This is a genomic window from Endozoicomonas numazuensis, assembly GCF_000722635.1.
Lineage (GTDB): Bacteria > Pseudomonadota > Gammaproteobacteria > Pseudomonadales > Endozoicomonadaceae > Endozoicomonas_A > Endozoicomonas_A numazuensis.
Genome location: NZ_JOKH01000004.1, coordinates 366,001 through 389,145 on the forward strand (window position 1 = coordinate 366,001; position 23,145 = coordinate 389,145).

At 47.7% G+C, this 23,145-nt stretch carries 19 protein-coding genes, 2 tRNA genes and 1 pseudogene; 20 read left to right on the forward strand and 2 right to left on the reverse strand.

The window, feature by feature from the left end; translation table 11 throughout:
* Positions 1-3 precede the first annotated feature (3 nt).
* Positions 4-1,416 carry a hypothetical protein gene (locus GZ78_RS18395; protein WP_034839243.1) on the reverse strand — a complete coding sequence of 471 codons (1,413 nt, stop codon included), beginning with the start codon at positions 1,414-1,416 and terminating at the stop codon, positions 4-6.
* Between the two features lie 184 nt (positions 1,417-1,600).
* Here GZ78_RS18395 and GZ78_RS18400 point away from each other — a divergent pair, with 184 nt between their 5' ends.
* A complete protein-coding gene (locus tag GZ78_RS18400; protein WP_034839245.1) occupies positions 1,601-1,939 on the forward strand; it encodes a class I SAM-dependent methyltransferase in 339 nt (112 codons plus the stop codon).
* 47 nt (positions 1,940-1,986) lie between these two features.
* Here GZ78_RS18400 and yhbY read toward each other — a convergent pair whose 3' ends face one another.
* Complete coding sequence (gene yhbY, locus GZ78_RS18405; protein WP_034839631.1) at positions 1,987-2,292, reverse strand: ribosome assembly RNA-binding protein YhbY; 306 nt, start codon at positions 2,290-2,292, stop codon at positions 1,987-1,989.
* A 366-nt stretch (positions 2,293-2,658) separates the two neighbouring features.
* Here yhbY and rlmE point away from each other — a divergent pair, with 366 nt between their 5' ends.
* The 19 genes and pseudogenes from rlmE to rpsO all read left to right on the forward strand — a co-directional run bounded on the left by rlmE (position 2,659) and on the right by rpsO (position 22,972).
* The gene (gene rlmE, locus GZ78_RS18410; protein ID WP_034839247.1) at positions 2,659-3,279 is read left to right on the forward strand and encodes a 23S rRNA (uridine(2552)-2'-O)-methyltransferase RlmE; all 621 of its coding nucleotides are present in this window, start codon (positions 2,659-2,661) and stop codon (positions 3,277-3,279) included.
* A gap of 360 nt (positions 3,280-3,639) precedes the next feature.
* Positions 3,640-5,613: an ATP-dependent zinc metalloprotease FtsH gene (ftsH, locus tag GZ78_RS18420; protein WP_034839634.1), complete on the forward strand. Its 1,974-nt coding sequence runs from the start codon at positions 3,640-3,642 to the stop codon at positions 5,611-5,613.
* Between the two features lie 558 nt (positions 5,614-6,171).
* The gene (locus tag GZ78_RS18425) at positions 6,172-7,125 is read left to right on the forward strand and encodes a reverse transcriptase domain-containing protein (protein ID WP_152558817.1); all 954 of its coding nucleotides are present in this window, start codon (positions 6,172-6,174) and stop codon (positions 7,123-7,125) included.
* Positions 7,118-8,473 carry an AAA family ATPase gene (locus GZ78_RS18430; RefSeq protein ID WP_034839253.1) on the forward strand — a complete coding sequence of 452 codons (1,356 nt, stop codon included), beginning with the start codon at positions 7,118-7,120 and terminating at the stop codon, positions 8,471-8,473. The genes GZ78_RS18425 and GZ78_RS18430 overlap by 8 nt, the downstream gene beginning before the upstream one ends.
* Positions 8,474-8,531: 58 nt before the next feature.
* The gene (gene folP / locus GZ78_RS18435) at positions 8,532-9,374 is read left to right on the forward strand and encodes a dihydropteroate synthase (RefSeq protein WP_034839255.1); all 843 of its coding nucleotides are present in this window, start codon (positions 8,532-8,534) and stop codon (positions 9,372-9,374) included.
* A gap of 327 nt (positions 9,375-9,701) precedes the next feature.
* Complete coding sequence (gene glmM / locus GZ78_RS18440; protein WP_034839258.1) at positions 9,702-11,039, forward strand: phosphoglucosamine mutase; 1,338 nt, start codon at positions 9,702-9,704, stop codon at positions 11,037-11,039.
* 287 nt (positions 11,040-11,326) lie between these two features.
* Positions 11,327-12,244: a TAXI family TRAP transporter solute-binding subunit gene (locus GZ78_RS18450; RefSeq protein WP_034839261.1), complete on the forward strand. Its 918-nt coding sequence runs from the start codon at positions 11,327-11,329 to the stop codon at positions 12,242-12,244.
* Positions 12,245-12,642: 398 nt separating this feature from the next.
* Positions 12,643-13,005: pseudogene (locus GZ78_RS30700) on the forward strand (TRAP transporter large permease subunit); the annotation flags it as partial.
* A 106-nt stretch (positions 13,006-13,111) separates the two neighbouring features.
* Entirely contained in the window at positions 13,112-14,137 is a 1,026-nt protein-coding gene (locus GZ78_RS18455) for a TRAP transporter permease (protein WP_269078778.1), read from the forward strand.
* 245 nt (positions 14,138-14,382) lie between these two features.
* Positions 14,383-15,129, forward strand: a complete 747-nt coding sequence (gene tpiA / locus GZ78_RS18460) for a triose-phosphate isomerase (protein ID WP_034839263.1) — start codon at positions 14,383-14,385, stop codon at positions 15,127-15,129.
* Between the two features lie 2 nt (positions 15,130-15,131).
* A complete protein-coding gene (gene secG / locus GZ78_RS18465) occupies positions 15,132-15,551 on the forward strand; it encodes a preprotein translocase subunit SecG (protein ID WP_051786330.1) in 420 nt (139 codons plus the stop codon).
* A 35-nt stretch (positions 15,552-15,586) separates the two neighbouring features.
* Positions 15,587-15,673, forward strand: a tRNA-Leu gene (locus tag GZ78_RS18470).
* Between the two features lie 130 nt (positions 15,674-15,803).
* Positions 15,804-15,880, forward strand: a tRNA-Met gene (locus GZ78_RS18475).
* A 220-nt stretch (positions 15,881-16,100) separates the two neighbouring features.
* Complete coding sequence (gene rimP, locus GZ78_RS18480; protein ID WP_034839642.1) at positions 16,101-16,568, forward strand: ribosome maturation factor RimP; 468 nt, start codon at positions 16,101-16,103, stop codon at positions 16,566-16,568.
* 172 nt (positions 16,569-16,740) lie between these two features.
* Positions 16,741-18,234, forward strand: coding sequence for a transcription termination factor NusA (gene nusA, locus GZ78_RS18485; protein ID WP_034839276.1), 1,494 nt, complete (start codon positions 16,741-16,743; stop codon positions 18,232-18,234).
* Positions 18,235-18,260: 26 nt separating this feature from the next.
* A complete protein-coding gene (infB, locus tag GZ78_RS18490; RefSeq protein WP_034839279.1) occupies positions 18,261-20,912 on the forward strand; it encodes a translation initiation factor IF-2 in 2,652 nt (883 codons plus the stop codon).
* Positions 20,913-21,137: 225 nt separating this feature from the next.
* Complete coding sequence (gene rbfA / locus GZ78_RS18495; protein WP_034839282.1) at positions 21,138-21,518, forward strand: 30S ribosome-binding factor RbfA; 381 nt, start codon at positions 21,138-21,140, stop codon at positions 21,516-21,518.
* Between the two features lie 51 nt (positions 21,519-21,569).
* On the forward strand, positions 21,570-22,526 hold the full coding sequence (gene truB, locus GZ78_RS18500) for a tRNA pseudouridine(55) synthase TruB (protein WP_034839284.1): 957 nt from the start codon (positions 21,570-21,572) through the stop codon (positions 22,524-22,526).
* Positions 22,527-22,702: 176 nt separating this feature from the next.
* Entirely contained in the window at positions 22,703-22,972 is a 270-nt protein-coding gene (rpsO, locus tag GZ78_RS18505; RefSeq protein WP_034839286.1) for a 30S ribosomal protein S15, read from the forward strand.
* Positions 22,973-23,145: the final 173 nt, after the last annotated feature.

A 23,145-nucleotide genomic window follows, 5' to 3' on the forward strand; every position in this document is an offset into this window, starting at 1 on the left:
AAATTACTTCCCAGGTTTCTTTCTTCTACTCTCTCTTGTCGTTTTTCTGTCTTTGGTTGCTTCGTTTATATATTGCTCTGCAATGCTTTTCGCTTCCTCGTAGAAATGTTGATCTTTAGTATCTTTAAAGCTAAGTTGCTGCTCTCTGATTGAAGTGAGAACGTTATTTAGTCTGGTTGAAAATTTGTCTCTATTGGCTCTAGTGACTCTATTGGTCGGGTTATTGTTTTTGAAGAGTGTTTTTAAGTGCCAGGCATTAGATATCGCTAAGCCTGCAAATCCTCTGTCGTAATATTCAGAAGGGCGTTTATGTTTATCTGACACTTTCGGATTTTTTGAATAACCGGATAATTGATAGCAATGTCTCGAAGGAATTTCCCAGCGATTTTGATCTTTTTCCCTGATATAACCAGCCAGTACCATAAAGTGAGAACTGGCTTCATTCAGCTGATCTCTGTGCAGCATTAAGTGGCCTATTTCAAGGTGTAGCTTGAGTAGTTCCTGTTTGTAGTTTTCAGATCGCTTCTGTTGTTCGAATTGAGAGTAGGCTTCGCATAGTAGTGCGTTGATAGCATCAAGGTTTTCTTCATTGCTGGCGCTGTCCAGTTTTGCATCGTGCAGCGCGGCTAGCTTCTCTTGTGATAGCTTCAAGTATCTATATTCGTAAATCCTTTCAGGTAGATCTATTGTGCTCTCAGGCTTACTGTTCTGAACAGAGGTTTCCAAAAACTGAGGGGCTTCAACGCTTGTATCCGCTTTCTGTAGATAGGCTTCCGGGCCCCAGGATATACCTAGCTGAAAAGGTGAGGTGTACATATAAGTTGTTTCAGGTGAGGGTGCTGGTTTTTCCTGAACAGGTGAGGATCTTTCAGGCTCAACTAAAGGCTGAGGGGCTTGAACGCTTGTATCCGCTGATTTCTTAATCTTCTGTAGATAGGCTTCCAGGCTCCAGGATATACCTAGCTGAAAAGGTGAGGTGTACATATAAGTTGTTTCAGGTGAGGGTGCTGGTTTTTCCTGAACAGGTGAGGATCTTTCAGGCTCAACTAAAGGCTGAGGGGCTTGAACGCTTGTATCCGCTGATTTCTTAATCTTCTGTAGATGGGCTTCCAGGCTACAGGGTATACCTAGCTGAAAAGGTGAGGTGTACATATAAGTTGTTTCAGGTAAGGGTGCTGGTTTTTCCTGAACAGGTGAGGATCTTTCAGGCTCAACTTCAACGACAGTTCGGGATGGGTTGGTGGTTTGATGTTGACGAGATGCAGGAGGGTTCGCTTTGTAAGCGTAGCTGGTCTTGTCTACAGTCTTACCGAAGCTGCTTGCTGGTTGTTCTGCACCTCTAGGAGCGTCCTTTATATAGCCCGGAGCCTTATAATAAGTGTTGTCTTGTGATTTGCTGTTTATTGGGATCGCCATTTTTATAACTTTCTGTCATTTAAATTCTTGTACTTGGACTGTGTTTGGTTTGATGGGTTCCCTGATTTTTTCATTTTTTCATTTTTTTAGGGTGAAAACGGCTTAATACCGAGTTTTTGCTAGTCTGCATCTGCGAAGATGATGTCATTATCCTGTTTGGTCAAATCTCTCTGCTGAAGTATCTATGGTCTCCTATAACGGCAAAATGTATGACGAAGTCGCCAGTGGCGATATCTGTTATCTGTATTTGCGGGATGCTCCTGATCTATTGCAAAAATATCCGCCGCCTGGAAATAAGGTGCTGGATTATGCTTGTGGTTCTGGCATTCGGGTTCCCTTTTGGCAGGGGCTTGGCTATGAGGTGGAAGGTGTTGATATTCAGCCAGAGATGCTGGAGTTGGCCAGAAAAAGCAACCCTCTCTTTCCATTCAGGTTCATTAAATCCGCTGAGGTAGCCGTTCCGGATAATCAGTTTGACCTGGTTTTCTATTGCTATGTGTTGCGGAAGCCGTGGGTTTATTGAATTAAAGGGCGTGAGAAGAGTGCCTGAAGCTCAGGCACTCAAAAATGTCAGAAGCTTTTGACATTAGACAAGTTAGGTTTGGCCTCCTTGTTCTCTTTGTAGATAAGAGCAATGTTGCCAATGGTCTGAATTAGCTCAGCCTGAGTCTGGTTACACAGCTCGGCAATGGCTTCTTTCTTGACTTCACGATCGCCAACGGCAAACTTCACCTTAATCAGCTCGTGGTCGTGCAGGGCACGCAAGGTTTCTTCAACAACTCCATCGCTCAGACCATTGCCTGCCACCATAACAACAGGTTTCAGTTTGTGACCGAGGGAGCGGTAATGTCTCTTCTTTTCAGAACTAATGCTCATGATTTCAGAATCCTGAGGCTGAGTGTCCAGTAAGCCGATTGCATACAGCCATGACAATCGGGCAACAGGTTCCTGGTGAGCGAATAAACGAGACGATGAAGGACTTTTGTACCGACATGCGTCTGAATCGAGGGCTCGCTTCTCGGTTTTTGTGAGATAGGGAAAAACCGGGTTGGAAACTGCTGATCAAAAGTTCATTATTCTACTTTATTCTCTATGGCTCACAAATGCCCATAGTGAAAAAATATTTTAGTGCCATTCTTTAGCGATCAACCTTTAGCGATCAACCTTTAGCGATCAAAAAGGAGGGCAAAATATTTTTCAAAAGTAAGCAAGAGTCATGAAAAAACGCTTTTAAGGTATAGAATGGCCAGATCCAAAAGCAGTGCTCGCTGGCTACAGGAGCACTTTGAAGATGAATATGTAAAACGCTCACAGGAAGATGGCTATCGTTCCCGTGCCAGCTACAAACTGATCGAGATTCAGGAAAAAGACAAGTTGATCAGGCCGGGCATGAAAATAGTAGATCTTGGCGCGGCTCCTGGTGGGTGGTCTCAAGTTGCTATTGAAATGGTGGGAGATAACGGTCGAGTGGTGGCGTCAGACATTCTTCCCATGGATCCCATTGCCGGAGTTGACTTTGTTCAGGGTGACTTTACAGAAGACTCTGTGCTGGAAAAAATCCTGGAAACGATAGGAAGTGACAAAGTAGACCTTGTAATTTCAGATATGGCCCCCAATATGAGTGGTACACTGGCAGTAGATCAGCCCAAGGCCATGTACCTGGCCGAGCTGGCTTTGGATTTGTCCAGACAGGTGCTGAAGAAAAATGGCGCTTTCCTGACAAAAACATTCCAGGGTGAGGGGTATCAGGAATTTCACAAGGATATGAAAACTTCATTCCAAAAAGTGATTACCCGCAAGCCGGGCTCATCAAGAGCTAGGTCCAGAGAAGTCTTTCTGTTAGCCAGAAACTTTATATCCTGAATAAGCATTTCACTTGGAGGCAAAATGGGTCACTTCCTGTTAGCCTCTGGGGCGGGGTATTGAAATGTGCGCTGTTTAAAGCTGTGATGGTTAAGGACTATCGTATCTTGACACAGACCTGACAAAAGTCTGGAAAAACCCTGAAACCGCGTCGCAGCAAAGTATAGAGCAGACTTGCCGGAATCATTGATTCTTTCTATCTGCCCAATAGCCAGCTGATGACTGTCACCCTTTCGACCATTCGTGTATGGTAGGGGGTGCGAATTAACCATAAGAGAGAGCAGAGCCGGTAATTATGCCCTTTAACACCGTTCGCTACAGGCTTCAGTACGCTCAAGTGAGGGTAGCCCTTTGAATGATATGGCAAAAAACTTGATTTTATGGGTCATCATTGCCCTTGTGCTGTTGACCGTATTCAAAAACTTCGATGGCATGCAGTCTTCTACCCAGAAGCTCAGTTATTCTGACTTCGTCAGTGCGGTAGAAAATCGTCAGGTCAGCAAGGTAATGATTGACGGGTTTACCATTACTGGACTCATGAGCAGCAGTGAACGCTTTGAGACCAATCTGCCCCCGGCAGTACCCGACAATCAGCTGATGGACGAATTGCTGCGCGCTAATGTCCAAATCGAATCTAAACCTATTGAAAAGCAAAGCATCTGGACTCAGTTGCTGGTTGCCAGTTTTCCGATCCTGGTGATTCTTGCTGTCTTTATGTTCTTTATGCGACAGATGCAGGGTGGCGGCGGTGGCCGTGGTGGCCCTATGAGCTTTGGCAAGAGTAAGGCCAGGCTGCTGTCGGAAGATCAGATCAAAACGACTTTTGCAGATGTTGCTGGTGTTGAAGAAGCCAAGGAAGATGTGCAGGAGCTGGTCGACTTCCTGAAAGATCCGGGCAAGTTCCAGCGTCTGGGCGGACGTATTCCGCGCGGAGTCCTGATGGTAGGACCTCCGGGTACGGGTAAAACCCTGCTGGCCAAGGCTATTGCAGGTGAAGCCAAGGTGCCGTTCTTCACCATTTCTGGCTCCGACTTTGTTGAAATGTTTGTGGGCGTGGGTGCTTCCCGTGTCCGTGATATGTTTGAACAGGCCAAGAAGCAAGCACCTTGCATTATCTTCATTGATGAGATTGATGCGGTAGGTCGTCACCGTGGTGCTGGTATGGGTGGTGGTCACGATGAGCGTGAGCAGACACTTAACCAGTTGCTGGTGGAAATGGACGGTTTTGAAGCAAACGACGGTATTATCGTTATTGCTGCAACCAACCGTCCGGATGTTTTGGATCCTGCGCTGCTGCGTCCTGGCCGTTTTGACCGTCAGGTAGTGGTAGGGTTGCCAGACATTCGTGGTCGTGAGCAGATCCTGAAAGTACACATGCGCAAGGTGCCGATTGCTGACGACGTGGAGCCAGCTGTTATTGCCCGTGGTACTCCAGGCTTTTCCGGTGCGGATCTTTCCAACCTGGTGAACGAAGCTGCGTTGTTCTCTGCCCGTGCTAATAGACGCATGGTAGGCATGCACGAATTTGATCTCGCCAAAGATAAAATCATGATGGGTGCTGAGCGCAAGTCCATGGTGATGAGCGAGAAAGAGAAGCGTAACACTGCTTATCACGAAGCGGGTCACGCCATTGTTGGTCGTCTGGTACCTGACCATGATCCGGTATACAAGGTCAGTATCATTCCACGTGGTCGTGCGTTGGGTGTAACCATGTTCCTGCCTGAGGAAGATCGTTACAGTCAGAGTAAGGAGGCCCTGTTAAGTCAGATCTGTTCACTCTTCGGTGGTCGTATTGCTGAAGAAATGACGCTGGGCAAGGCGGGCGTAACCACGGGTGCTTCCAACGATATCCAGCGTGCGACCCAGATTGCCAGAAACATGGTGACCAAATGGGGTCTGTCAGAAAAGCTTGGACCGCTTCAGTATGATGATGAAGACGGGGAAGTTTTCCTGGGTAAGAACTATGGCAGTGGTGGCGGAAAGATGAATGTTTCCGGTGAAACTGCAAGACTGATTGATGAAGAAGTTCGTAGCTTTATAGATGAGTGTTACTCCACTGCAGAACGTCTTCTAGAGGAAAATCGCAGTAAGCTGGATATGATGGCTGATGCTCTGATGCAGTATGAAACCATAGATGCTGATCAGATTGATGACATCATGGAAGGTAAAAAGCCGCGTCCGCCTAAAGAATCTTCTGATTCTTCTTCAAATGGCGATGGCGATGCAGGTATTAAGGCTGAAGAGGCTCCTGAAGAGTCTGAATCATCCGGTGATACCGACGGCGATAATGATGAGAAGAAAGGACCTATTGGTGGGCCAGCTGGCGAACACTGATTCTTTCTGATCAAAGAAAAAGGCAGGATGAGAATCCTGCCTTTTTTTATATATCAATAGAAAAGAGATTATGTGCCTCTGGCTGGTTTATGCTGAGTTTGTTGTCTCTTGGCTGAAAAGTAACAAGAAGGCTTGAAATTCCTGTAGATTGACCTAAAACGAGCATTGAAGCTATACTTGTTTTTACCAGTGACTAGGAGTAGCTCCAGTCGTAAAGCTGGTCCCTAGTGGCCTACATGTCATTTCTTCTACGACCCTCTTCAGAGGGTCAGTGGTTGAAAACTCTTTTACTAGCTTTTGGTTTTTTGGTTTTCTTATCTACCCTTATTATGTGCAGTCAAGCACTAGTGCCTATATATACTCCGTTCATCCAGGGTTTATCGAAGGATGCTGGTCGAACACTTCAGCAGGCTCATTGCGAACGGTCTGGGGTATGGCGCCTCAAGTATCATTGTCCTCTTTTGAAATAGGTCACTTTGTATATATATCAATGTTGATATGTTGTAGCTTATTGGGAGCGAGGTAGTATGTATTCTGTACATATTGTTGGGAGGTTGTGTGAGTAAAAGAACACTAGAACAGGCATTTAATGCGGTGTTTCACGAGAAAGAATCTTTCAATGACTTTTGTGCAATGAATCATAGTCAAGAGGTGCTGTCTTTTTCAGCGAACTCTCGAGATCTTTTCCATCCGTCGCCTAAGCTCAAAAAGTACCTCAGATTCATCGATAAAGTTATCTTGAGATATCTTGAGAGAGATGATGTTGTTGTCCATTCATATATCAAAGGTAAAAGTGCTCTTACGGCGGTCGAGGCTCATGCTGGGAGTTCGCATTTTTTTATGACGGATATTAAGGCTTTCTTCTCAAATATTACTGATGTTGATGTCAGAGAAATATTAACTAGAAATGAAGGTAATGTGCCCATATCAGATATAAAAGAGCATATATCTCTATTGGTGGAAATGATGACATGGCAGGGATCTCTACCAGTGGGGTTTCCTACCTCGCCGCAACTAAGTAATGCTTTCTTGTTAAGATTTGATCAAAAGTTGCACCGTTATTGTGAAGGCAGAGGTTATACCTATACTCGCTACTCTGATGATATTGTTATCTCAGCAAAGTCGTTCGATGGCTTTGAACACTTATCTGAAACTATCCAGCTTCTATTAAATACTGCTGTGTCACCGTTGTTAAGGTTGAGTGATGATAAAACACGTTACACGCATACAGGGAATAAAGTAAAAATTTTAGGGCTTGTTGTGACTCAGGGCGGGAAAGTTACAATAGATTCTAAGTATAAAAGGCAGCTAGAAACATTGTTGCACTTTTATGTGACCGATAGAGAGCGGTTTGGCCGAGTTGTAGATGAAACATTGGCGGGGAAAGAGCATTCTTTATTCGGTTTATTGCACTATGCCCGATCCATTGATCCGAGTTATCTTGAAAAATTACAAAGAAAATATGGTGCTTATGCCTTACGTTCTCTAATGGAGGATAAGTGGCATGGCTGATGTTGTTGTAATTCGAAAGATTAAAGGTGTATCAGAATTACGAGTTGTTTTTGAGTTTCCTGACTCGAATATGATTGTTGTTACTGGAAAGAATGGTGTAGGGAAAACAACTCTGGTTAAAGCATTTCATGCGATTGTAAACCCAAAGGTTTTTGAAAGTTCTACCGTTCATAAAACAGTAGGTGAAGGCAGTGAGATTTATTTTGAGCTAGATGGCTTTTCGCCCTTCTCGTATACCTATCATAGTAGGCTAGGTGCGATTGATACTAAAGATGAGTTACCTGGTGAAGGAGCGGTTTTAGCTGAATTGCCTATTCCAAGCGGGCAAAGATTTCAGCACTTTTCAGATATTGCAGCTCAGAACTCGGAAATATCTGCTCGCAATGCTGCACAAGATTATGAGAGGGCTGATGAGTTAATCGCATTTCTTCATGAGGTTTATGGCGGGAATAAGTTTGATGACCTGAAAATGGTTCATATAGGAAAAGAGAATTATTATTTTATTCCTAAGAGTGATGCTACTTATATACGAGAAGATCACTTAAGCTCTGGAGAGTATTTCCTGATCCAGATATTCCGGCTCGTAACATCAAAGGCGAAACTAATTATTGTCGATGAGTTGGATGTGGCTTTAGATGCAGCTGCGCAGGTGAAGTTATTCAATGCTTTAAAGCCTTTACTACGACAATATGGCTCGCGCTTGATTGTTGTTTCCCATTCGTTAGCCTTTATGAATACTGTCGATGATGGAGGGTTGTACTACCTTGAAGATCACCATGATCAAGTGAGTCTGGAACAGCGTTCATTTGGGTATGTCAAAGCCGATCTGTACGGTTTTAAAGGGTTTGAGCGTTATATCTTAACGGAAGATCCTGTATTAGAAGGTTTTATAGAGTTTGTTATCAGGCATTTCTCAATAATGCCCTATTATCAGCATAAAACGATTGGTGTGGGTGGTATAAACCAGCTACGTATGATTGTTGATAAGAATGATTTGGATCAGTTGTTTTCAGATCCAGGGGGGGTTATGGCAATTGCCGATGGGGATACATACTCAGATCTTTGTAGGGGATATGAAGGTCAGACAGGAATGTTTTGTTCTCCGGTTCAGGATCTGGAATTATATATCTTTCAAAATCGAGAAGTGTTACTGCCAGATGTTGAGCGCCCCTCCTATCGAGAGTCAGATCAAGCTAAGAAAGCTTCAAAATCGTATTGGAAGTATTTGACAGTAGATAAAGGTATGAACGCAAATAAGCTATACGGTTTGATCGTCGAGCATAATGAAAGAGAAGCCAGGCAATTGGCTGACGAAATTAAGCGGTTCCTGAGTTTGGAGGATGTTTAGGGTTTTGAAAAAGAAAACATTAGCCCTATTTGGTATTCGTAGTTTGGGTATATGAAAAATGAAGAAATTGAAGTGTGCCGGGAAAACGCTGACCTTTGATCGCACTCTCGTTATGGGGATTCTTAATGTTACCCCTGACTCTTTCTTTGAAGGCAGTCGTTATCAGAGTCTGGATCGGGTGCTGAAGGTAGCCGAGCAGATGGTAGCTGATGGTGTCGATATTCTGGATGTAGGGGGTGAGTCTACTCGTCCGGGGGCGAGCGGTGCTGTTACGTGTGAACAGGAGCTTGAAAGAGTTGTTCCTGTTGTTGAGGCGCTCAATAAAAATTTTGATCAGGTGATTTCGCTGGATACAAGCTCTGCGCTTGTTATTGCAGAGGGGGCCGGGGCTGGAGCGGGTATGATTAATGATGTGCGTGCTCTCAAGCGAAAGGGCGCTTTAGAGGCGGCTGCGGCAACGGATCTTCCTGTTGTTTTGATGCATTCTTTAGTTGATCAGCCAGAGCCTGGCTTCGAACCTCATTATGATGATGTTGCGGGTGAGGTGAATGACTATTTGCTTGAGCGCGTTCATGCTTGTGAGGCAGCAGGTATTGATAGGGAAAGACTGGTGTTAGATCCGGGCTTTGGGGGCGGGATGTTTGGCAAAAAACCGACTTATGATTTGCAGTTGCTCAAGCATCTTGACCGTATTGTGGCGCAGGGTTTCCCTGTGTTGGCAGGTATGTCCAGAAAGTCATTTATAGCAGCTGTGCTCGATAAGCCTGCTGAAGAACGTCTAAATGCCAGTCTGGCTGTTGCTGTTATGGCAGCGCAGGCGGGTGCTCAAATTATTCGGGTGCATGATGTGGCTGAAACCGTCGATGCGGTTCGAATGGTGGACGCTGTTCGCAGAGCTTGAAGCTGATTTGTTCTCGGGTGCCGTTCACCCTGAGTTTGTCGAAGGAGGGGGAGTTGAGCTTCGGCAGCTCAGCCAGATCGGGTTTTGAGGGGAGCAAAGAAGTTGATTCCTTTCTTTGTCATTTGTAAGACAATCATTTCTATTAAGTCTTTATGACAGTCATGTAATAATTTATGGCATATCTTCAGTATTTTTTCTGTTCTGCCGCTCTATTGTGAGTAGGTTGAACATCATCTGTCTTCACCTGTCGCTCCTTTTTGTCTTTTGGTTTGAGAGTGCTGTCTGACTGCTGATTCAGGCATCAGGTTAATGAATAAGGGTTAGTTTATGAGTCGCAAATTTTTCGGCACCGATGGTATTCGTGGCAAGGTGGGTGAGTTTCCGATTACACCGGATTTCGTGCTCAAGCTGGGCTGGGCTGCCGGAAAAGTTCTGGCGGCAGAAGGTGAAGGTAAGGTAGTCATTGGCAAGGATACCCGTATCTCTGGCTATATGTTTGAGTCTGCTCTTGAGGCGGGCTTGTCAGCCGCAGGAATAGATGTATGCCTCACTGGTCCTATGCCAACACCTGCCATTGCTTATCTGACTCGCACTTTTAATGGTCAGGCCGGTATTGTTATCAGTGCGTCTCATAACCCTTTTTACGACAACGGTATTAAGTTCTTTGCAGGTAATGGTACCAAGTTGTCGGACGATGTTGAGGCTAAAATCGAAGCTCTGATGGAAGGTGAGATTGAAGTCGTTAACTCCGATGAGTTGGGCAAGGTGACTCGATTGGATGATGCTTCCGGTCGTTATATTGAATACTGCAAAGCCAGTACGGCTCATCATCTCGATTTGCGTGGCATGAGTATTGTGATTGATGCTGGTCACGGTGCTACCTATCAGGTGGGTCCTGCTGTTTTCAGAGAGCTGGGCGCTGATGTTCACTCCATTGGAATCACGCCGGATGGTCTGAATATCAATGAAGGTTGTGGTTCTACCCAGCCTGATAAGCTGGCTGAGATCGTCAAAGATCGTGGTGCGGATCTGGGCATTGCCTTCGATGGTGATGGCGATCGCGTCATCATGGTGGACGACAAGGGTGAAATTGTTGATGGCGATGAGTTGCTGTTTGTTATCGCGTTGGATCGTCGTCAGCATAGTGAGTTGAAGGGGGGGGTTGTCGGTACTCTGATGACTAATCTGGGGATGGAGAAAGCTCTGGAAGCTCAAGATATCCCTTTTGCTCGTGCCAAGGTCGGTGATCGTTATGTGAACGAGTTGCTGCTGAAGAATGACTGGCAGATTGGTGGTGAGTCATCGGGGCACATTATTTGCAGGGATGTCTCTACCACAGGGGATGGTATTGTTTCAGCACTGCAAGTGCTTAAAGCTATGGTTCGCTCAGGTAAAAAGCTGTCTGAGCTTCGTGGTGGGATGAGTAAGTATCCTCAGACCATGATCAATGTCCGGGTTAAAGAGAAAAAAGATACTGATAATGTGCCGGGTATTGTTGCAGCGGTTCAGCAGTCTGAAGCAGAGCTGGCTGGGCGAGGTCGTGTATTGCTGAGAGCTTCGGGTACTGAACCTGTGATTCGTGTCATGGTAGAGGGTGAGAATGCCGAAGAAGTGCGTGCTCATACTGAGAGGCTGGCAAAGGTAGTTGAGCAGGAAATGTCCTGATTATCACTTCTATAGACTGGCTGGATGATTTCCAGTCAGTCTGTTCAGTACTGCAGACATTCATTATTGAGCTATGTCAGCTTGGAGTAATCTCTTGCTTCTCTAAATTGTTCCCCTTAGGTAGAATCCGAAACCGGCGTGTCAAATTAGTGATATAAATCACGCTGAGGCCTGACAACTGTCGTTCGACAGAAACAGTCGTGAATACATGAATCGTTTTTATCACCTTGGGTGGTGGAATGTGTTTGCGATAAAAAATATAAAAAAACTTTTTTAGGGGAATCATTATGCGTCTTGTCGCTGCATTCTTTGCGTTGATCCTGCCTGCGCTCTCCTTTGCACAGAATTATTCCATTGGTACGGGTGGTCAGAGTGGTATTTATTATCCATTAGGAGGGGCTCTGGCAAAGGTTTGGTCCGATAAGGTTGAAGGGGTTAATGTTAAAGCAGAGGTTACAGCGGCCTCTGTTGAAAATACTATTAAAGTGGTTCGTGGCGATATGCTTGCTGGCATCGCGATGGGGAATGTTGTGCTGGATGCTTATGAGGGGGCAGGTCAGTTTCCGGGTGAAATGCCGGTAAAGGTGCTTTTTGCACTGTATCCGAACCTGGTGCATGCCCTGACGCTTCAGAATTCAGGTATCACTCAGCTTGCTGACCTAAAGGGTAAAAGGGTTTCTCTGGGGGCTCCGGGTTCGGGTACTGCTGTGACATCAGCTGCGCTCCTGAAAAGTATTGGAATTGATCCCAAAAAAGACATTCGCGCTGTTTATTTAAATTACTCAGAAACAACCAATGCTCTCGCAAATGGTCAGGTTGATGCCGGCTTTATTGTGGGTGGTCAGGGAGTGGGTGCTGTGACTCAGGTGGCTCTTACGCACAAAGTTCGTGTTCTGCCTGTCTCAGAAAAGGATCGTTCGAAGTTTATTGCTGAGAATCCAGCCTATAGCAGCTACACAATTCCGGGGGATGTCTATAACGGCGTAGGTCAGGTTGATACGTTGAGTATTTGGAATGTTCTGGTTGTGCGTGCAGATATGTCTGACGATATGGCGTTTAATTTGACCAAAGCTGCATTTGAAAACATGGGTGATGTTCGTAAGGTGGTTAAAGTCGTTGAAGCAACGACCAAGGCTAATGCCAGTCGTCTGTCGGGTGTGCCGTTGCATCCGGGTGCTGAAAAATACCTGAACTCAATTAACTGAGTTTGCGGGTGGCATGAATGAATAAAGTCGCAATTAAAACGCTGGGCTACCTGGTCCTCGTCTGTGCAGTTCTCCTGTCAGTGTTTCAGATCTGGCAAGGGATTACCTCGACAATTTCTGCCACCTATTTCAGGCCAGTGCATCTGGCCTGGGTCATGGTGCTGATATTCCTTCATTATCCTCTTCTGAAAAACGAAGAAAGTCGTTTTTTTGCACCTGTCAAATTGTTCGATCTGATGCTCGCTGTCGCAACCGTTGTAGCGGGCTTCCGAATTATTAATTTTGACTACAACGATATTAATTACCTTCTCTATGGTCTTTCTGATTATGATCTTTATGCTGGTGTCGTCTATGTGGGGCTGATGCTGGAGGCTTGTCGTCGGGCAGTAGGTTGGGTGATGGTGCTGATTGCTCTGTTGTTTCTGGCTTATAGTGGTTTTGGTGATCTGTTGCCAGGGGCGTTGGCTACCAAGAGTTACAGTATTCAGGAGTTGGTTCAGTTTCAGGTTTTCTCCAGCAATGGTGTGTTTGGTTCTGCCTTGGGGATTGCCGCGACCACAGTGTTTATCTTTGTACTCTTTGGTGCATTCCTTGAAGTGACCGGTGCGGGTAAGTTTTTTATCGATCTGGCCTTTGCTATTGCCGGTAAATATCGGGGAGGGCCTGCAAAGGCGGCTGTGATTGCATCGGCGGGACTGGGCTCTATCTCTGGTTCGGCCATTGCCAATACGGTGACCACAGGTTCCATTACTATACCAATGATGAAAAAGCTGGGTTATAAGCCTGAGCAAGCAGCAGGGATTGAAGCGGCTGCATCGACGGGGGGGGCAGATTATGCCGCCAATAATGGGGGCGGGTGCCTTCGTTATGGCTCAGTTTACCGGTGTGCCTTACAGCGACATTATGATTGCTTCTATTGCGCCCGCCATACTCTACTTCTTTTGTACCCTGTTATATGTGCACATCATGGCATGCAAGTTGGAGTTGCCAACAGTCAGCCGAACTGAAGCGGTCTGGAGTGTTATGAAGCAGGGGGCTCATTTTCTGATTCCGCTGATATTAATTACTGCACTGCTGATGATGGGGTATTCACCGCTGTTAGTGGGCGTGGCAGGTTGCGCCGCTATTTTGCTAACGGCTGCAATAAGAAGTCATAGTCGTGTAGGTGTCAGAAAGATTATTGAAGGTCTTAAATCCGGTGCGCTGCTGGCCTTGCCTATCTCAGTGGCTTGTGCAGCGGCGGGGATTATCGTGGGTGTGGTTGGTCAGACTGGCATTGGTTTGCAATTTACTCAGTTTGTTGTGGCGCTCTCAGGAGGTTATCTGTTTACTGCTCTGATTATGATCAGTCTTGTGGCGCTGGTGCTGGGAATGGGGTTGCCGGTCACGGCTGCTTATATTGTACTTGCGGTGATGGCGGTGCCTCTGCTGGGTGATTTTGGGCTGCCATTATTGACGTCCCATCTGATTGTTTTCTGGTTGTCTCAGACTTCAAACGTCACGCCGCCTATTGCGCTGGCTGCATTTGCAGGTGCGGGTGTTGCTAATGCCAGTCCCATGAAATCGTCAGTTGAAGCTTTTAAACTGGCAGCGGGGTTGTTTCTGATTCCTGTCATGATGGCTTATACGGGATTAATAAATACGGAAGGTGACTTTGCAGGGTTGGCTATAGCCGTTGTTCAGACTGTAGCCATTATTATTGCCATGGCTGTTGCTATAGAAGGGTATCTGATCAAGCGGTTATCTCTGCTGGAGAGGGGGGTAGCGTTTATCAGCTTGCCTATATTGCTTTTCAATCCTGCTGGCTTTGGTTTTGTCGGGGTTGCTGTTGTATCGGTGTTGTTATTTATGCAATGGCGAGGCGTGAGTAAGGGGTATTCCCGGGCTGCTTGAGTGAGGCGGGCGTGGCCCGCTTTTTCTGTCTTTTTGCTGTGCCAGATGGGTTGTAAAAGTGTTGGGGTGGTCGTTATTGTTATGGCTGAGGGTGTACTTGAATACTTGTCTACGTGCTTGATTGATCATGAATTTGTTGATTTTTAACAGGTGGTTGAAAATTGGCAGCAACAGAGCCCCGTACGGTTGTATAATAACGGCACCTGGGTTAGTATGCCGACCTCGCGAATGTTGAGGTGAGCAGTATGCGTCAGCCACTTGTTGCCGGTAATTGGAAGATGAACGGATCTCTCAAAGAGAATCGTAAATTGCTGGATGAGCTTGTTTCGGGCCTTAATACTAAAGCTGAAGTGCTGGTTTGTCCTCCTTCGGTTTACGCTCAAAGCATTTGTGAGCAGTTGGCTGGTAGTGCTATTAAGGTTGGTTTGCAGAATGTTTCTGACAAAACTTCCGGTGCATATACTGGCGAGGTTTCGCCTCTGATGGCTAAAGATCTCGGAATTGAATACGTGGTCATTGGTCATTCTGAGCGTCGCTCTCTGTTTAACGAGAGTGATGAGGAGGTTGCTGCGAAATTCTGTGCTCTGACTGATCAGAAGTTGGTACCTATTCTTTGTGTAGGTGAAACTCTGGAAGAGCGAGAAGCTGGCGACACCATGAATGTGGTGACGGCTCAGGTTGAGGCTGTGCTGCGGACTGCTGGTCCGGAGCGTCTGGCAAACTTTGTGATCGCTTATGAGCCTGTATGGGCTATTGGAACTGGGCTAACTGCAACGCCGGAACAGGCGCAGGAAGTACACGCTGTGATTCGCGGTTTGCTGGCAAAGCATGATCAGGCTATGGCTGACAGAACTCGTATTCTGTACGGTGGTAGCATGAAAGCAGCTAACGCTGCCGACCTGATTGCTTTGCCTGATGTTGACGGCGGTCTTGTGGGGGGAGCCTCATTGATTGCTGAAGAGTTCCAGGCGATCTGTCACGCTGCGGGATAGTGATGGAAACCATAATTCTTATTGTTCATGTTCTTGCCTCTGCTGCCGTAATCGGTTTGATTTTGTTGCAGCAAGGTAAGGGTGCAGAGACTGGTGCCAGTTTTGGAACCGGTGCGTCACAAACAGTGTTTGGTAGTCAGGGTACTGGCTCGTTCATGAGTCGCACGACAGCGATTCTGGCAGCAGTGTTTTTTGTGACCAGTTTTGCGTTGGCTATGGTAGCCAGGCAAAAGGCAGATAGCGTCGGTGACGCGGGTGTACCAGCGATTGTTGTTGAGGAATCAGTTCCGGCCGGAGACGCGCCGATTGCTCCGGAAACAGCGTCAGAAAAGAGTGTCGAGAGCGATGCTCCTGTGATAGAATCGCAACCCGTCGAAAGTGACGAGCAGAATAAAGAATCGTCTCTGCCTCCAGCCCAGTAGGGCTTAGCTTAAAGCAGGATGCAGTGATGATGTTTGCCCAGGTGGTGGAATTGGTAGACACGCCGTCTTGAGGGGGCGGTGGCCTAACGGCCGTGCGGGTTCAAGTCCCGCTCTGGGCACCAAATTACCATTAACTTTTTTAGTAAATGGAAGAGAAGTATCTGGTATATTGTTGTAAGGATTAAAAGACGTATCTACAGTTATGGCTTGTGATGCAAGTTCTTAGCTGGCAGTATACTGGAATAGGTTTGATGCGGGGTGGAGCAGCCTGGTAGCTCGTCGGGCTCATAACCCGAAGGTCGTCAGTTCGAATCTGGCCCCCGCTACCAAATGATTAAACCCCATTATGGGGTTTTTTATTAGGTGCGTCAGAGTCTTTCTCAGGGCTTGAAATGTTAGCCTTGATGAGATTCTAGGAGTTTGTTGAATTCATGCTCGATAGCGTGTCTTCGGCAGGCTCCTTAGTTGCGTCCAGCTGGAAAACTGGGTGCATAGAAGAGACAGGGCTTTTAAGCCCTTTTTTTGTTTTTGCAGACAGGTGTTTCCAACGTGGCAGGTAAGCAGTCGCAGCTGGAAGCATTGATCAGGCCCGTGATTGAATCCCTTGGCTATCAGCTTTGGGGGATTGAGTTTAAATCCCAGGGCAAGAACTCAATGCTTCGCATTTATATCGATACTCTTGAAAAAGACAAGGGTATTCAACTGGAAGACTGTGAAGTCGTCAGTCGCCAGATTAGTGGGGTTCTCGATGTGGAAGATCCCATCACGGAAGAGTATACCCTTGAAGTTTCTTCGCCCGGTGTGGACAGGCAGCTGTTTTCGCTTGAGCAGTATGTCGCATGGGCAGGAGCAGAAGTTAATGTGCGTTTGAGGATCCCTTTTGAGGGACGCCGCAGGTACAAGGGTATTGTTAAAGGGGTAGAAGACCAGGACGTGGTATTAATCGTAGATGACCATGAGCTGCTTCTTCCCATTGAGAGCATAGACAAGGCTCAGGTGATACCGAGATTCGACTAACTTCAGGCTCACAACTGGCAATGACCAGAAAAAGAGTGAGTACAAGGTTCAGGCCGGGTTGTTAGCCATTGTCTGCAACACAAAAGTTGATTACAGGCAAGGGCCTTCCCGGTTAACGGCCAGGGAAGTGTTGGCAAAGGCATGGACTGGTTCAGCATAGGCGAGGCAGAGCATGAGTAAAGAAATTCTGTTGGTCGTTGAGTCCGTTTCCAACGAGAAGGGCGTTCCACCCGAAGTAATCTTCGAAGCTATGGAGATTGCACTGGCGACAGCGACTAAAAAGCGTTACGAAACAGAAGTGGATATTCGGGTAGCGATTGACCGCAGTAGTGGTGAATACGATACCTTCCGTCGTTGGGCCGTGGTTGCGGACGAAGACTTCGAGTTTCCGGGCATGCACTTTACTCTGGATGAGGGTAAAGAAAAGGATGAGTCCCTGGAAATTGGTGGTGTCTGGGAAGAGCAGGTTGAATCTGTCGCATTTGGACGGATTGCTGCTCAGACTGCTAAGCAGGTCATTGTTCAGAAAGTGCGCGAAGCAGAACGAGCTCAAATGGTTGAGCAGTATCGTGACAAGCTGGGCGACCTGGTTAACGGAACCGTAAAGAAAACGACTCGCGACAGTATTATTGTTGATCTGGGCAATAATGCAGAAGCAGTAATGCGCAAAGACAGCGCGCTGCCTCGTGAAAACTTCCGTATGGGAAGTCATGTTCGAGCTCTGCTGAATGAGATTTCCACGGAAGGTCGTGGGCCTCAGTTGATGCTGTCCCGAACTGTGCCTGAAATGCTGATTGAATTGTTCCGCATTGAAGTGCCAGAAATTGCTGAAGAAGTTCTGGAGATAAAGGCTGCTGCCCGTGATCCAGGCTCCAGAGCAAAAATTGCCGTTAAAACAAACGACGGCCGCATTGATCCAGTGGGTGCCTGCGTAGGAATGCGTGGTGCTCGTGTACAGGCAGTATCCGGCGAGCTGGGTAATGAGCGTATCGACATTGTTCTGTACGACGAAAATTCTGTGCAATATGTGATCAATGCCATGCAGCCTGCAGAGGTTGCCTCCATCATCGTTGACGAAGATTCCGGAACCATGGATATCGCTGTCAGCGAAGATAATCTGGCCCAGGCCATTGGTCGTAGTGGTCAGAACGTTCGACTAGCCAGTGAATTGACAGGCTGGAAATTGAACGTCATGACAGAATCTGAAGCCGCTGCCAAGCAAGAAAAGGAAGCGGACAAGTTTAAACAGAGTTTTATTGATCTGCTCGATATCGATGAAGAACTGGCGCAGTTGCTGGTCGACGAAGGATTCACCACTGTTGAAGAAATTGCCTATGTCCCTCTGGAAGAGATGGTGGCGATTGAAGGCATGGATGAAGAGATCGTGGAACAGCTTCGCACTCGTGCGAAAGACAAGCTGCTGACCCAGGCCATTGCTCGAGAAGAAAAGTTAGATGGCGCACAGCCAGCTGAAGACCTCCTGACTATGGACGGTATGGATGAGGAGTTGGCACTGGAGCTGGCCAGCCGGGGTGTCATTACTATGGAAGATCTGGCGGAGCAGTCCATAGACGACCTTCTTGTTATCGAAGGTATGGACGAGACGCGTGCGGGTGAATTGATTATGACGGCGCGTGCTCCCTGGTTCGAGGAAGCTGGTAACTGAGCGGGCCACTGAGAGGAGAAGTGTTAATGGCAGAAGTAACCGTAGAACAACTCGCGAAGGTGGTCGGCGCTCCGGTCGAAAGGTTGCTGCAGCAGATGCAGGATGCTGGCCTGAAGCAGACCAAAGCTTCAGAAGCTGTATCGGATGCAGAAAAGAAGCAGTTGCTGGCTCACCTTAAAGGCGTTCATGGTGATCACACAGGTACGGCTGAGCCTACCAAGATCACTCTCAAGCGTAAAACTGTCAGTCAGATGAAAGTATCTGGCGGCGGTGGCGCTGGCAAGAAAAAAGTTGTTAACGTAGAAGTTCGTAAAAAGCGTACCTACGTCAAGAACGAAAAGGCTGAAGATCAAAAGCCGGAAGAAAGACAAGCACGCAGTGACTCTCGTCGTGATGGCGATCGTCCACAGCAGCGTCGTGATGGAGATCGTCCGCCTCGCCGTGACGGGGATCGCCCTCAGCAGCCTCGCCGTGATGGCGATCGTCCGCAGCAGCGTCGTGATGGAGATCGTCCACCACGTCGTGACGGAGATCGTCCACAACAGCCTCGTCGTGAGGGTGACCGTCCTCAGCAGCGTCGTGATGGAGATCGTCCACCGCGTCGTGACGGAGATCGTCCACAGCAGCCTCGTCGTGATGGAGATCGTCCACCACGTCGTGATGGTCCGTCGGCACCTAACTTTGACCCGACTGCAGCACCTATTCCTGCTCCAGAAGGTGAAAAGCGAGGCCGCAGCCGTAAGGCTAAAGATCGTCGTGATGAGCCTCGTGAAGAGCGTGGTCGTCGTGGTGAGAAACGTGGCGGACGTAACACTGGTCGCAGGGATGACCGTCGTGGAGGCGGCCGTAAGGCAGCTCGCACTATCACGCCAGAATCTATGGCAGCTCACGGCTTTACCAAGCCAACAGCGCCTGTGATTCGTGAAGTGTCCATTCCTGAGACGATCACTGTTGCTGAGCTGGCTCAGAAGATGGCCATCAAAGCTGCTGACGTCATCAAGGTGATGTTCAAGATGGGCTCCATGGTGACCATCAACCAGGTGATTGATCAGGACACCGCTTCCATTGTTGTGGAAGAGATGGGCCATACCTTCAAGTTGGCCAAAGCTGACAGCATTGAAGACTCTCTGACTGAAAGTCAGGAAGGCGAAGTTGTTGAGTTTGAAGGTAAGCCTCGTGCGCCGGTTGTGACTGTAATGGGTCACGTTGACCACGGTAAGACCTCTCTGCTGGACTACATTCGTAAGAGTCGTGTGCAGGCCGGTGAAGCCGGTGGTATTACCCAGCACATTGGTGCTTACCATGTGGATACGCCACGCGGTATGGTTTCTTTCCTTGATACTCCTGGACACGCAGCGTTTACTGCTATGCGTGCTCGTGGTGCCAAGGCAACCGATATTGTTATTCTGGTTGTTGCTGCGGATGATGGTGTTATGCCGCAGACTGAAGAAGCTGTTCAGCATGCTAAGGCTGCAGGTGTACCTCTGGTTGTTGCAGTTAACAAGATGGATAAAGAGGGTGCCGACCCTGATCGTGTGAAGAATGAATTGTCTGCACACGGTGTTATTCCTGAAGACTGGGGTGGTGATACTCAGTTCATGCATGTTTCTGCACTGACCGGTGAAGGCATCGACGACCTGCTGGAAGCCGTTGTTCTTCAGGCGGAAGTTCTGGAATTGTCAGCACCTGATGAAGGTCCTGGTAAGGGTGTTGTTGTTGAATCTCGTCTTGATAAAGGACGTGGTCCAGTAGCTACGGTTCTGGTTCAGTCTGGTGATCTGCAGCAGGGTGATAATATCCTGGTAGGTCAGCAGTACGGTCGTGTTCGTGCGATGCTGGACGAGAATGGTAAGGCGATTAAGAATGCCGGTCCTTCTATTCCTGTTGAGATTCTGGGTCTGGATGGTACTCCGGATGCAGGTGACGAACTGATTGTGGTTAAGGATGAGCGTAAAGCTCGTGAAATCGCACTGTTCCGTCAAGGTAAGTACCGTGAAGTTAAGCTGGCTCGTCAGCAGGCTTCCAAGCTGGAAAATATCTTCTCCAGCATGGGTACCGAAGAGAAGAAGACGCTCAATATTGTTCTGAAAGCAGACGTGCGTGGTTCTCTTGAAGCTTTGACTACCTCTCTGGAAGAGCAGGGTAACGACGAAGTTCAGGTTAAGGTTATTTCCGGTGGTGTCGGTGGTATCACTGAGACTGACGCGAACCTGGCGTTGGCTTCCAATGCAGTGATTGTCGGCTTTAACGTGCGTGCAGATGCTTCTGCCCGTAAGGTTATTGAGACAGAAGAGCTGGATCTGCGCTACTACAGTGTTATCTACGACATCATTGAAGATGTGAAGAAAGCGCTGAACGGTATGCTGGGCTCTGATACCCGCGAACAGATCGTAGGTACTGCAGAAGTTCGTGATGTCTTCCGTTCACCGAAGTTTGGTGCGGTGGCTGGTTGTATGGTGGTTGAAGGTACTGTTTACCGTAACGATCGTATCCGTGTACTGCGTGACAACGTGGTTATCTTTGAAGGTGAGCTGGAATCCCTGCGTCGCTTCAAGGATGACATGCAGGATGTTCGCGAAGGTATGGAATGTGGTATCGCGGTGAAGTCCTACAACGACGTTAAGCCAGGCGACAAGATCGAAGTGTACAAGACTGTTGAAGTCAAGCGTACCCTTTAATGAGGCACGGCCGATCTGATCAAGCTCAGTCGGTTCCTAAACATAAAAGCCCGCAGCTGAGACTGCGGGCTTTCTCATATCAGCAGGATGCCAGATGCGTGGGCAGTATGTGAATGCTGGACCAGACCTTATCTCTGAATAGGGGTGATAGGTTATTTGGGAGAGCACCTGGCGTTCCCGAATGAAAGGCAGTATTTTTGACTGCCTTGCAGGATTTAATCCCCAATGGCTAAAGAATACAGTCGAACCCAGCGAGTTGCGGACCAGATTCAGAAAGAACTGGCTCAGCTGATTCAGCTGGAGATGAAAGATCCCCGTTTAGGTATGGTGACCGTCAGCGCAGTAGAGGTTTCCCGCGACTTGGCATTTGCCGACGTGTTTGTTTCTTTCCTGGGTGTTGATGACCAGGAAAATGTTGATGAGAATCTTGAGGTGATGCAGAGTGCTGCCGGATTTCTGCGCAGCCAGCTAGCCCGTTCCATCAAATTGCGTACTATTCCGCAGTTGCGTTTCCGTTATGACAACAGTCTGCGACGTGGTGCGTATTTGAGTGAGCTGATTGCAAAAGCTCGTTCTGGTGACAGTGATCATCAGGAGTCTGACTAAGGATAGCGATCTGTCTATTCTTGGTCAGACTCCTAGTCTGAGGAGTAATTGATGTCCAAGCGCAGGCGTAACCGTGGCCGCAAGGTTGACGGTATTATTGTTGTGAATAAGCCTAAGGGCGGCAGTTCCAACGATGTTCTGCAACGCGTCAAGCGGCTTTATGGCGCAGCCAAGGCTGGTCATACCGGGAGTCTTGATCCGCTGGCAACCGGTGTTTTGCCTGTTTGTCTGGGTGAGGCGACGAAGTTTTCACAGTATTTGCTTGAGTCCGACAAATCCTACAGAACGGAAGTAAAGCTGGGTATCCAGACTGAAACGGGTGACCGGGAAGGCGAAATTGTTGAACAGCGCCCGGTTAATGTAACCCGTTCGGATGTTGAAGCCATACTTGATCGTTTTCGTGGAGAAGTTGATCAGGTTCCCAGCATGTATTCCGCTCTGAAGCACAATGGTGAGCCACTTTATAAGCTGGCACGTCAGGGGATTGTTGTTGAGAGGCCGTCGCGTCGAATCACTATTTATCGCCTTGAACTGCTTGATTTCGAAGGTGACCGGCTGATTCTTGAAGTGGATTGTTCCAAAGGTACCTACATTCGCACTTTGGCTGAAGATATTGGTGCGGCTCTGGGGTGTCTTGGTCATGTTGCTGAGCTTCATAGAGTCAAAGCGGGTCCGTATACGGAACATCAGTCTCATACGCTGGAAGAGCTCGAAGAAATTCGTGATAGTGGTGGGCACAAGGCGCTGGATGACCTGCTGCTGCCACTGGATACTTCTGTGAGTGACTGGCCTCAGATTCGTCTGGGCGCTACAAGCAGTTATTACATCAGTCAGGGGCAGCCGGTTCAGGTACCTCAGGCTCCAACCAGTGGTAGTGTTCGTATCTACGGTCAGGAGCAGGTTGAGGGGCAGGTTGAGGGGCAGAAAGTGCTTCGATTCCTTGGGATTGGTGAAATTGATGAAGATGGCCTGGTGGCACCTAAGCGATTAATCAATTCTGGAAATTGATTAAGGTGGGGTTATTGGGCTCTGCTTCGTGGGGTTTTAACAGACTGGCTTCCATCTTGAAGTTGGTGTTAGAATGCGCCACTTGGTTGACAGTTGCTGCTGTCAGACGTAAAGGCTGGCTGTAAATATGCACGGTCGTGCCTGTTTTTAATGCATATTATCTGGAGTATAAAGCAATGGCTTTGACTGCTGAAAAGAAAGCGGAAATCATCAAGGATTTTGGTCGCACTGAAGGCGACAGTGGTAGCCCTGAAGTACAGGTTGCGCTGCTGACTGCAAACATCGAAGGTTTGCAGGGTCACTTCAAGGCGAACCATAAGGATCACCACTCCCGTCGTGGTCTGATTCGTATGGTAAACCAGCGTCGTAGCATGCTGACCTACCTGAAAGGCAAAGACGTTGAGCGCTATCGCTCTCTGATCGAGCGCCTGGGTCTGCGTCGCTGATGTCTATAGCGTTATAGATTTAGACGCAGGAGCATACTTTGGGTTGTACCGCAATGTTCAACTCAGGGTTGTGCAGAAATGCATTGAGTAGCCTTGAGCCCAATAAATGTGTTTCTGTGCAACAAAGCACCGCCGGCTTCCTTTGTGAGGCAGGCGGTGTTTTGCATTATTGG